Source organism: Paraburkholderia sp. FT54, assembly GCF_031585635.1.
Lineage (GTDB): Bacteria > Pseudomonadota > Gammaproteobacteria > Burkholderiales > Burkholderiaceae > Paraburkholderia.
The window spans coordinates 85370-96701 of the sequence record NZ_CP134196.1 but is presented as its reverse complement, the minus strand read 5'-3'; the positions used below and the strand labels follow the sequence as shown (position 1 = coordinate 96701).

8 protein-coding genes are annotated in these 11332 nt (G+C 61.9%); 1 reads left to right on the top strand and 7 read right to left on the bottom strand.

The features are described from left to right. Nucleotides 1-105: 105 nt before the first annotated feature. The 3 genes from RI103_RS19735 to RI103_RS19725 all read right to left on the bottom strand — a co-directional run bounded on the left by RI103_RS19735 (nt 106) and on the right by RI103_RS19725 (nt 3778). Nucleotides 106-828, bottom strand: a complete 723-nt coding sequence (locus tag RI103_RS19735; protein WP_409077011.1) for a PepSY-associated TM helix domain-containing protein — start codon at nt 826-828, stop codon at nt 106-108. Next, a complete protein-coding gene (locus RI103_RS19730; protein ID WP_310817030.1) occupies nt 825-1508 on the bottom strand; it encodes a Fe2+-dependent dioxygenase in 684 nt (227 codons plus the stop codon). The genes RI103_RS19735 and RI103_RS19730 overlap by 4 nt, the downstream gene beginning before the upstream one ends. A 71-nt stretch (nt 1509-1579) precedes the next feature. After that, entirely contained in the window at nt 1580-3778 is a 2199-nt protein-coding gene (locus tag RI103_RS19725; protein ID WP_310817029.1) for a TonB-dependent siderophore receptor, read from the bottom strand. A 454-nt stretch (nt 3779-4232) separates the two neighbouring features. On the opposite strand from RI103_RS19725, the gene RI103_RS19720 reads away from it, so the two are divergent. Further along, entirely contained in the window at nt 4233-5228 is a 996-nt protein-coding gene (locus RI103_RS19720; protein WP_310817028.1) for an aldo/keto reductase, read from the top strand. A 30-nt stretch (nt 5229-5258) separates the two neighbouring features. On the opposite strand, the gene RI103_RS19715 is transcribed toward RI103_RS19720, so the two are convergent. The 4 genes from RI103_RS19715 to RI103_RS19700 form a co-directional block, all read right to left on the bottom strand. Next, nucleotides 5259-5825, bottom strand: coding sequence for a YbhB/YbcL family Raf kinase inhibitor-like protein (locus tag RI103_RS19715; RefSeq protein WP_310817027.1), 567 nt, complete (start codon nt 5823-5825; stop codon nt 5259-5261). Nucleotides 5826-5862: 37 nt separating this feature from the next. Then, the gene (locus RI103_RS19710) at nt 5863-6642 is read right to left on the bottom strand and encodes an ROK family protein (RefSeq protein WP_310817025.1); all 780 of its coding nucleotides are present in this window, start codon (nt 6640-6642) and stop codon (nt 5863-5865) included. A 92-nt stretch (nt 6643-6734) separates the two neighbouring features. Next, nucleotides 6735-8342, bottom strand: coding sequence for a glucose-6-phosphate dehydrogenase (gene zwf, locus RI103_RS19705; RefSeq protein ID WP_310817023.1), 1608 nt, complete (start codon nt 8340-8342; stop codon nt 6735-6737). Nucleotides 8343-8495: 153 nt separating this feature from the next. Continuing rightward, nucleotides 8496-11303 carry an MGH1-like glycoside hydrolase domain-containing protein gene (locus RI103_RS19700; protein WP_310817022.1) on the bottom strand — a complete coding sequence of 936 codons (2808 nt, stop codon included), beginning with the start codon at nt 11301-11303 and terminating at the stop codon, nt 8496-8498. Between the last annotated feature and the right edge of the window lie 29 nt (nt 11304-11332).

Here is an 11332-nt window from a genome sequence, read left to right as displayed (position 1 = left end):
GGTAAAACGTACCTTGATGCAATGCAGGTGGAAGACGATTTTCCCGATCGCAACGCCGTCAGCGTGCGACCGGTTTTCCTCGATCACTGCGGGCTTGCAGTGTCTTTACAGCAGGCCCATACACACTGCGGCGACGATCGATCCCAGCACTAACACCGCGCCGATGGTCTTGCGTTTGTTCAACTCCGTCCAGAGCAAAACGCCGGTGAGCGACAGCAAAATGATGCTGCCTGCGAGCGTATCGATCAGCAGCACCCAACCGACGCTCAGACCAACACCCTTGTGCAGGTTCGTCATCATCGCGAGAAACGTGTTCTCGCTGCGCTTGACCGTCACGTAGCCATTGCCCACCCAGTACTCGGCGGACGTGTTCTCATGCGGCGACGCGAAGTTCAGTTGCCAGTGCTCCGGCTGAACGACGCTGCGCTCGCCCCATGCGACCGGATGCGCCGGCTCTTTCTGAACGCGCCCGGGCGTGCCGGCCAGTTTCAGTTCCTGCTTGAGCCACTTGCCCAGCTCACGCGGCGTCTCCGGTGCGGGTTGCGGCAAGGGCACCTGCAGCATCGCCGCTTGGGGCTCGCCGGTCGATACTCTGAGCGGGCCGCCGCGATGATTCAGCAGGAAGCCCGTGGTGCCGAACAACAAACCCAGCGCCGCGCCCCACAAGCCGATCCAGCCATGCACCTTGCGCAGCCATTTGACGAAGGTGGCGCGGCGCGAGCGCTGCCGGCGCGCTTTCAATTCGTCGTTATCCAACCGACGCGGGTTGTCCGTCGCATGGTCGATGCCCGTGGGCGATTGAATGTCGATTGCCTCGGGTACGCTCACGTCTCGCTCCAGGTCCGCAACAGGTTGTGATAGATGCCGACGAGACTGCGGCGCGCGGTATCGTCGGCGTTGCTGGCGTTCAGCCGTTGAATCGCCGTGTCCATGTCGAACAGCATTGCGCGCTGCGTGTCGCTGCGCACGAGGCTTTGCACCCAGAAGAAACTTGCGATCCGCGCGCCGCGCGTGACCGGCGTGACCTGATGCAAACTCGTCGCCGGATAGACGATCATGTCGCCGGCCGGCAGTTTGACCTGCTGCACGCCGTACGTGTCTTCGATCACGAGTTCGCCGCCGTCGTAGTCGGCGGGGTCGGAAATGAACAGCGTCACCGAGACGTCCGTGCGCAGCTTCGCGCCGTTGGGCAGCACGCGCACGGCTCCGTCGACGTGACTGCCGAACTGCATGCCGCCTTCGTAACGATTGAAAAGCGGCGGGTACACCTGGTTCGGCAACACCGCGCTGATGAACAGCGGGTTGCGCTCGATCGACGCGAGGATCACATCGCCGAGCTCGCGCGCAATCGGCGTGTGCTCGGCGATCTGCTGATTGCGCTTGACCGGCGCGCCCTGATAACCGGCGGTCGCGCGGCCGTCGACCCAGGCGTCGCCCGCCTCGTCGAGCCGCTCGCGCACGAGCCGCAACTGTTCGGCGCTCAGTACGTTCGGAATGTGCAGCAACATGGTGTTTCCTTTTTTTGCGTCGGCTTGCCGTCTTCGAAAACGGCAAGCCTAACGCATGCGTTCAAGGCGTATCAGAAACGGTAGTCGAACGTCGCCAGCAAAGTGCGTCCGATACCCGGCACGGAACGGCCGCCGTCCGACGGAATCAGCGCGTCGTAGTAGTACTTGTTGGTCAGGTTCAGCAGGTTCAGGCGCACGTCGTATTTCTTCGCGTGATACGCAGCGGTCGCATCCCAGCGCGTGTAGCCCGGCACCTGCACGTAGTTCGTATTCGACGCATAGCGCGGCGACATATACGTCGGACCGCCGCCGATTTCCCAGTGCGGCGTGAGCGCGTAGGTGGTCCAGAACGTCAGCGTGTTGCGCGGCGTGTTGGCCGGCACGTGCCCTTGCGTACCGTCGCGCGCCTTCAGGATGATGGCGTCCATGTACGTATAGCCGCCGAACACTTGCCACTTGTCGGTAATGTGGCCCGTCACGCCGGCCTGGAAACCGTCGACACGAACGTCGCCGTCGAGTTCGTATTCGGTCGGCGAGACCTGCGTGCGCGCGTTGGTCTTTTCTTCGCGGAAGAATGACGACGTCACCGAAAGATTGCCGCCGAGCAGATCCCATTTGCCGCCGACTTCATACGACCTGGTCGACTCAGGCGCGAGGTTCTGCGTGAGGTTGGTCACCGTCAGCGCTTCGAGCGACGGATTGAACGACGTGCCGTACGACGCGTAGTACGACTGCCAGTCGGTCGGCTGATAAATCACGCCGGCGCGCACACTGGTGAAGAAGTTGGTCTGCGTCGCATAACCCGGCGCGCTGGTCGTGTTGTGAATCTGCGCCTGGAAGCGGTCCCAACGCAAACCGCCGATTACCTTCCAGTTCTGGCCGATCGACACGGTGTCGTTCACGTACGCGCCAATTTCGTTCGAGCCGGAATCGGCGTAGTTGCCGACCGTGGTGGTCACACCGGGAGGGTTGGACAGATACGCCGGGTTCAACATCGTCACGACCGGCAAGTTGTTACGGGTGTATGCCTGGTTCGTATAGCTGTCGTGGCCGAGGTCGATACCGCCGATCAGGTCGTGCTTGATCGGACCGGTGACGAACTTGTATTGCAGCATCGTGTCGTTGTATAGCGAGTGGTTCTCGATCACACGATCGTGGCTCTGCAACTTGATGAACAGTTGCGACGGCGACAGCGTCGTGAAATTGCCATTCGTCAGCGCGGTGCTGCTGGCGAATGGCCCCGTCAAGACCGCTTGCGGCGCGGTTTCGCGCGCGTCGGTCATCGAGTGCGAGAACTGCGTCTGATTCGTCAGGATCAGGTTGTCCGAGAACTTGTGCTTGATCGCGGCGGTGACCGTCTGCACGTCCTGCATCGTGCGGTCGGTGGTCAAGCCGTAGAACGTGTTCTTCGGCACCGGCGACGGGCGGCCGTTCAACGCCTGCACGCCGTAGTCCGGCATGTCGTAGTTGTGCTGGATCAGCGCGGAGATCGTCACTTCGGTCGGCGTGCCGATCCCGAAGCGCACTTCCGGCGCGATGCCGTAGTCCTTGTTCTTCATCACGTCGCGCGTCGAGCCGAGGCTTTGGCCGAAGGCGTTAAGGCGAATCGCCGAGGTATCCGTCAGCTTGTGGTTCACGTCGACGGTGCTGCGATATTTGTCGTCGGTGCCGATCATGCCCGTGACTTCCGCCGAGTCATGCAGATTCGCCTTCTTGCTGACCTGGTTGATCACGCCGCCCGTCGAGCCGCGGCCGAACAGCATCGACGACGGACCGTACAGCACTTCGAGTTCTTCGAGGTCGAACGTGTCGCGATAGTACTGGTTACGATCGCGGAAGCCGTCCAGATAGATGTCGTTCTGCGCGGTGAAGCCGCGCAGATTGATGTTGTTGCCGATCTGGCCGCCTTCGGCCGCGCCGATCGTCACGCCCGGCGCATTGCGCAACGCGTCCTGGAACGAGGTGGCGCCTTGCGATTGCAGCACCGCCTTGTTGATGACGGTGACGGTCTGCGGAATATCGCGCAGCGCCGTGGGCGTCTTTGCTCCGACCGTCGAACGCTCTGCCTGGAAGTCCTGTTGTTCAGCCTGCGCCGCGACGCCGATGGTCGGCAACGTGCCGCTTTCGGTTGCGGTGGTCGTCGTCGCGTTTGCATTCGCGGCCGATGGCTGCGACGTAGTTTGCGGAGCAGTCTGTGCGACCGCCGGAGTCGCAAAGGGAACGGCAAAAGCTAACGCTAACGCAGTCGCAAGCGGCGTGTGGTTGAACATGGGAATTCCCGTCGGAAATGCGCTTGCCGGATTCGCATACCTGAGATGGAATCGGTGACAAAGTCGCAATTGGCTGGCTGCCGGTGTCATGCGCACGGCACGAACGACGGGATGGCTGGCTAGTGGTTAAATGAGAATCGGTATCATTCCATACACATTAAGTCGCATCAATCGCGACGCGCCTTACCCCTAGTAACAGAATTGTTTCTATTTTTTACTGATGTATGGAATTTGTAATATTTAACCCATTTTCCGCGCCGGCACATTACACGCTTGCAATGTCTAATGTGTTGAAATGAAAGAATTAAGGGACGAAAAGTAAAAAAGAGTCCACGAGAAAGCTTTCAATTTAATAACGCCCGAAAGCATCCGCTGTCAGCGCCAAATCCCGACACCGTTTATCCTTTTTGCAACACTGCCTATCGAACTGTTCCGTTCATTCCCGGAGTTGACCATGCAATACCGAAAATTCGGCCGCACCGGCCTGACCGTTTCGCGCCTGTGTCTCGGCACGATGACCTTTGGTCTACAGACTGAAGAAAATGTCTCGCATCGCATTCTCGACACGGCGGCGGATGCCGGCGTGAACTTCATCGATACCGCCGATGTGTATCCGCTCGGCGGCACCGAGAACATTGCGGGCCGCACGGAGGAAATCGTCGGACGCTGGCTGAAGGGCAAACGCGATCGCTTCATTCTGGCGACGAAAGCGGTGGGCAAGATGGGGCCGTCGGCGTGGGATCAAGGCGCGTCGCGCAAACATCTGCTGGATGCGATCGACGCCTCGTTGCAACGCCTCGGCACGGACTACGTGGACCTCTACCAGCTCCATTCCGACGACGCGAATACGCCGCTCGACGAAACGCTCGAAGCGCTCGACGTGATCGTGCGATCAGGCAAGGCGCGCTACATCGGCGTGTCGAACTTTCTCGCGTATCGGCTCGCTCGCGCCCTGGGCCGCGCCGACGTTTTGCGCGTGGCGCGCTTCGTCTCCGTCCAGCCCCGCTATAACCTGTTGTTCCGCCAGATCGAGCGCGAATTGTTGCCTCTCGCAGCCGAGGAGCAATTGGCCGTGATGCCGTACAACCCGCTCGCAGGTGGCCTGCTAACGGGCAAGCATCAACTGGATGCTGCGCCGACGTCCGGCCGATTCACGGAAACCGTCGGCAAGGCCGGTGCGATGTATCAGGAGCGGTACTGGCACAAACGCGAATTCGAGACGATCGAGCAATTGAAGGCGATCGTGGCGCCGACCGGCGAATCGCTGACGCGGGTTTCGCTCGCCTGGGTGCTGGCGAATCCGCTCGTCACGTCGGCGATTATCGGTGCGAGCCGCGCCGAGCAATTGAGCGACACGCTCGCGGCGTCCGAACTCGTGCTCGACGACCAGGTCAAGACGCAGCTCGACGAAGCCAGTTTGGAATACCGTTGGGGCGACGCGGCGCGATGAGCGTAGTCGCCTGTCGCCAAGCCAGCGCGTTCATCGCCCGTAACGCAGCACTGTGCTCGTCGCCGCAATCACGTGATCCTTGATTGCGGCGTGCAACGCCTCCCGCGTCAAACCGGGCGGCAGCGCATCCGGCGGCAGATCGAGCGCGTAGACTTGCGCGACGTAGTGATGCGGATTGTCCCCCACCGGCGGGCACGGTCCGCGATACCCGGCGGCGCCTGTCTGATTCGCGCCGGCGACGCTGCCAGGCGGCTGGCCGCCCGCGTCGAGCGAAGTCGTCGAGGGCGCGACGCCATACAGTACCCAGTGCACGATCCCCAGACCCTTCCCGCCGTCGGGATCGAAAAGGGTCACCGCATAACTCTTGGTGCCGGCGGGCGCATTCCGCCATTGCAGAACCGGCGACACATTGGCGCCACCACAATTGTTCGCGCTTGCCGCGTGGCTCGAATCCAGCATGCCGCCGTCGGCCAAACCCGGCGAAGAGACCACGAAAGCTTCTGCCGCTCGGGCATGCACCATGGCAAGCGCCAGCGCGGCAGACACGCCGACCGGCAACAGGCGTCGTGCGACGCCGAAGCGACTGCTTCGAATCATGTTTTCTTCCCCAAGGTTATGGTTTAGCGGTCGAACATCACTTGAAGCGGCCCGTCCGCTCATTCGCTTCCGGCAACTGCCGCGTCTCACGCACGGACTTCGGATGCCATAAACGCGCGCCGCCCTCGATACCTGCATCGTTCGACACGGTGGCCACGTTCGCCGGCAGATCGATTGTGAGACGCGCCGCGTTGCCGCCGCCGATCCACAATTTGTCGTAATTCACCAGCGCACCCAAAATTCCGATCACCTTCTGAACGCGCCGGTTCCACCGTTTATTCCCGACTTTCTCACGTGCCGCGTCGCCGATGTATTCGTCGTACGCCACGCCCTTCTTGCTGACCGGATGATGCGCAAGCTCCAGATGGGGCATCAGCTCGCCGTCGCGAAACATCGCGGTGCCCGCGCCGGTGCCGAGCGTCAGCACGAATTCGAGCCCCTGGCCTTCGATCGCCGCGAAGCCCTGCATCTCGGCGTCGTTGATCATGCGCACCGGCAAGCCGCCCAGGCGTTGCGCCAGCGAATCGGCGAGCGGAATGTCATGCCAGCCTTCCACGCCGAAGTGCGGCGCGGTCAGGATGCGATTGCTGCGCACCACGCCCGGAAAGCCGATTGACATGAGCGTAGGCGGCTCCTGTTCGACAAGCGGCGCAACCAGTTGCGCCAACGCGTCCACGAGTTGATCCGGCGTGCACGGATGCGGCGTCGCCACCCGCACGCGCTCGGTTTTCATCTTGCCGTCCGCGTCGATGATCGCGGCTTTCAAGCCGGTGCCGCCGACGTCGATCGCCAGAATTCGCTCGGTGCTGCTGGTCACTTTCGTCTTACTTTTCGCGTTGCTCGTCGTCTTGCCTGTAGTCTTGCGTGCTGTCACGGTGTCCCCCGATGGTGTTGATGCGGCTCGTTGACTTACTTCTTCTGCACTGCATCCCTTTTCAACGGCCGCCATGCGTGACCGTCGCGCGCCAATAACGCGTCTGCTTCCGCGGGGCCCTCGCTGCCGGCCGGACAGCCATGCACCGGCAGCGCGCCGCCGGATTTCGGATGCAGCACGTCATCCACTGCGCACCAGCTCGTTTCGATGCTGTCGGCACGCTGGAACAGCGTCTCGTCGCCGAGCATGCAGTCGTAGAGCAAGGTTTCATAGCCGACGTTGGCGCGTTCCGCGAAGAAGTCGCCATAGTCGAACGACGACTGCACCGCGCCGATCTGCATGACCGGTCCCGGCGTTTTCACGTTGAAGTCGAAGCTCGTGCCGTGCGCGGGATCGATACGCAAAGTCAGCACGTTCGGCGTGAGCGCGTCGACGGGCGTGTCGCGGAACAGGCGGAACGGCACCGGCTTCAGTTGCACCGAGATTTCCGTGCGACGCGCGGCCAACCGCTTGCCGGTGCGCAGATAGAACGGCACGCCGGCCCAGCGCCAGTTTTCGACGAACACGCGCGCCGCTGCGTAGGTTTCGGTCGTGCTGTCCGGCGCGACGTCCGGTTCCTCGCGATAGCCGACACCGGCCGGGCCCTTTTCATATTGGCCGAACACGACATCGTCCGGCGTCAGCGGCTTGATGGCGTCGAAGATTTCGGCTTTCTTGTCGCGCACGGCTTCGGCGTCGAACGAATTGGGCGGCTCCATGGCGACCATGCCGAGCAACTGGAACAGATGGTTCGGCAGCATGTCGCGGAACGCGCCGGTCTGTTCGTAGAACTTGCCGCGCCCTTCCACGCCGATGGTTTCCGCCGCCGTGATCTGCACGCTGTCGATATATTCGCGCCGCCACATCGGTTCGAACAGCGCGTTGGCGAAGCGCACCGCGAGAATGCTCTGCACGGTGTCCTTGCCGAGAAAGTGATCGATACGATACACCTGCGTTTCTTTCGCGTACGACAGGATATGCGCGTTCAGATCTTTGGCCGACGCGAGATCGGTGCCGAACGGTTTCTCGATCACGATCCGGTGGAAACCGCCGCCGTCGCCCTCTTTCAGCAGACCCGCCTTGCCGAGATGCTCGACGATCGGTTTGAAAAAGCGCGAGCTGACCGCGAGATAGAAGATCACATTGCCGCCAGGCGTTTGCTCGAGTTTTTGCTTGAGCTTCGTGAACGTATCGTCGGTTTCGAATTCGCCGGCCATGTACTCAAGGCGTTGAGCGACCCAGTCCCATGCCTTGTCGTCGAGCTTGCCGGCGTGGAAAGTGCTGGCCTTGTCGGCGGCGAACTGCTCGAGCGCTTTGTGCAGATCGTCGCGCCACGCGCCCGTCTCGCGCTCGCCATGATTCACACCGATGATCTTCATCCCGCCGTCGAGCAAACCATCCACTGCGAGGTTGTACAGCGCCGGCATCAGAAGCCGCTTGGTCAAGTCGCCGCCAGCGCCGAAGATCACCAGCGTGCACGGCGGCGCGGGCCGCTTGCCGGGCGGCGAGGCCGGCGCTTCCTGCGGGCTCGCGCTGACTTTGCAGCTCGGTGGTTGGCTGGCGGCGGAGCGATCGGATGCTGGAGTATTCGGGGTAGTCGACATGGGATTCACTTTTGGAAACCAATGGAACGGACGTGGTGGTACATGAAAGACCACGCTTGAACCCACACAGTTCAAAAACGGCCAAGCAACCTGTTCACCGTGCAACGTTTAAATGGTCTGCGCAACCTCACGCGCTCGCGCCGCCGCTGCACTCTATTTCACCGACGCGTGCGCAGGCTCAGGAACAGACGCGGGCTCGGCCGGGCGTGCCGGTGCTGTGGCTGCCGCCGAAGGTGAAGCCGGAATCGGCGCCTGATCCGTTTCACCCGCCAGCGGCACATTGCCCGACGCGCTCATCGCGCGCGGCTGCAACAGCAACGCAACCAGCCCGGTCCAGCCGGTCTGATGTGAAGCGCCCACGCCGCGCCCGCTATCGCCATGGAAATACTCATGGAACAGGATCAGATCGCGCGCACGCGGGTCGGCCTGCAACTGCGGATACGCGCCCATCACCGGACGCTCGCCGTGCTTGTTCCTGAGAAATAGCGTGGTGCAGCGGCGCGCCAGTTCGTCGGCGATTTCGCTTAGCGAGAACTTCTCGCCCGAGCCGGTCGGATACTCGACTTTGAAATCCTCGCCGTAATAGCGGTGAAATTCGTATAGCGACTCGATCAGCAAGTAGTTCACCGGCATCCACACCGGGCCGCGCCAGTTCGAATTGCCGCCGAACACGCGCGTGTCGGATTCGGCCGGCAAATACTTCACGGTGAAACTGTTGCCGTTGTGATTGAACACGAACGGATGATCGCGATGGTATTGCGACAGCGCCCGCACGCCGTGATCGGAAAGGAATTCACTTTCGTCGAGCGCGCGACGCAACAACGCTTTCATGCGATGCCCGCGCAATAGCGAGAGCAGCAGCGCATTGCCCTTGCCCGGCTCGTTCCAGCGCGAGACCAGCCTGGCCAGATCAGGGCGATGTTCGAGGAACCAGATCAGCCGTTCGCGCAAACCCGGCAGGCCGCCATGCAGACGCTCTTCGAGCACGTGCACCGCAAATAGCGGAATCAGACCGACGATCGAGCGTAGCCGCATGGGAATGCTGCTGCCGTCCGGCAGACGCAGTTTGTCGTAGAAGAATTCGTCCTCGCCGTCCCACAGGCCCGTTTCGCAGCCGTCGTCGCAACTCACAGCCTCGGCGATATACAGGAAATGTTCGAAAAACTTCACGCCGATGTCGACGAACACATGATTGGCGTACGCGAGTTCCAGCGCGATACGCATCAGGTCGAGCGCATACGCGGCCATCCACGCCGTACCGTCGGACTGATCGATGTGGCCGCCGGTCGGCAGCGGCGACGAGCGGTCGAAGATGCCGACATTGTCCAGCCCGAGAAAGCCACCCTGGAAAATATTGTGGCCGTCGGCGTCCTTGCGGTTCACCCACCACGAAAAATTCAGCAGTAGCTTATGGAACACGAGTTCCAGAAAATCGCGATCCGCCTTGCCCGTGAGCGCGCGGTCGATTTCATACACGCGCCACGCGGCCCACGCGTGCACCGGCGGATTGGCGTCGCCGAGCGCCCATTCATAGGCGGGAATCTGCCCGTTCGGATGCTGATATCGGTCCTTCACCAGCAACAGCAACTGCCGTTTCGCGAACGCCGGGTCGATCAGCGCGAACGCGGCCGCATGAAACGCCAGATCCCACGAGGCGTACCACGGGTATTCCCACTTATCAGGCATCGACACGATGTCCGCGTTGCACAGGTGCCGCCAATCCCTATTGCGGCCTTGCTTGCGGCTGGCGGACGGCTTCGGCTGAAGTGGATCGCCGTCGAGCCAGCGCTGCACGTCGTACTGGTAGTACTGCTTCGACCACAGCATGCCGGCGAGCGCCTGACGTTGCACGACACGCGCATCGGGATCGGTGATCTCGTGTTGCAGCGCGCCATAGAATTCGTCGGCCTCGGCGATGCGGTGCGCGAAGATCGCGTCGGCATCGAATTGCACGTCGTCGGGATTCGACTGCGGACGCCAGCGCATGTACACCACGGCGCGTCCGTAAGGCTCGAGTTCGATCGCGGCATGCGCGCCGGCCTTGGTGCCGGTGTCGCGGCGAATCGCCTGTTCATCGCCGTGCACGAGGTAGTCGTTGAAGCCGTCTTTGAACGGGCCCACACCGTCCATGTTGAAAAGGCGCTTGACGTTGGTGTCGTTCTCGCAGAAGAGCCACGTGATTTGCGGCGCGTCTTTCGACCACGCCGTCACGACAATCGGTTCATGGCCATGCTGATGCCCGACCACATGCGCCTCGCCGTTGTGGTCCGTGCCCGCGACGAGCGAGGGCTTGTCCTTGCTCCCCTTCCACGACCACGAATTGCGGGCCCAGATTTGCGGCAGCACATCCAGTGAGGCCGCCTGGTCCGCGCGATTCTCGATGGTCACGCGCATGAGAATGTCGTCCGGCGCGTGTTTGGCGTATTCCACCTGCACGTCGAAGTAGCGCAAATCGTCGAACACACCCGTGTCGAGAATTTCGTACTCCGGCATGTCGCCGCCACGGCGCGCGTTTTCCTGAACCAGGTCGTCGTAGGGATAAGCGGCGTGCGGATACTTGTACAGCATGCGCATGTACGAATGCGTCGGGGTGCCGTCGACGTAGAAGTACAGCTCCTTCACATCCTCGCCATGATTGCCCTGCGCATTCGTGACGCCGAACAGGCGTTCCTTCAGGATCGCGTCCTTGCGATTCCAGAGCGCGAGCGACACGCACCAGCTCAGCTTGTCGTCGCCGAAACCCGCAATGCCGTCCTCACCCCAGCGGTACGCGCGGCTGCGCGCATGGTCGTGCGGAAAATAGTCCCATGCGGTGCCGTCCGGGCTGTAATCCTCGCGCACGGTGCCCCATTGACGCTCGCTGAGATACGGTCCCCAGCGCTGCCAATGCGCACAGTCGGCGGAATGCAGCCGTGAACCTTCAATGGTGGCGAGCAGATTGGCAGCGCGCAGCGGTGGCATGACTACATCCTTGCGTCGGGCTTGCGGTG

Bases quoted from the DNA above. Each gene is read 5' to 3' on its own strand.
- RI103_RS19730 (WP_310817030.1), bottom strand. From the start codon at position 1,508: ATGTTGCTGCACATTCCGAACGTACTGAGCGCCGAACAGTTGCGGCTC.
- RI103_RS19725 (WP_310817029.1), bottom strand. From the start codon at position 3,778: ATGTTCAACCACACGCCGCTTGCGACTGCGTTAGCGTTAGCTTTTGCC.
- RI103_RS19720 (WP_310817028.1), top strand. From the start codon at position 4,233: ATGCAATACCGAAAATTCGGCCGCACCGGCCTGACCGTTTCGCGCCTG.
- RI103_RS19715 (WP_310817027.1), bottom strand. From the start codon at position 5,825: ATGATTCGAAGCAGTCGCTTCGGCGTCGCACGACGCCTGTTGCCGGTC.
- zwf (WP_310817023.1), bottom strand. From the start codon at position 8,342: ATGTCGACTACCCCGAATACTCCAGCATCCGATCGCTCCGCCGCCAGC.
- RI103_RS19700 (WP_310817022.1), bottom strand. From the start codon at position 11,303: ATGCCACCGCTGCGCGCTGCCAATCTGCTCGCCACCATTGAAGGTTCA.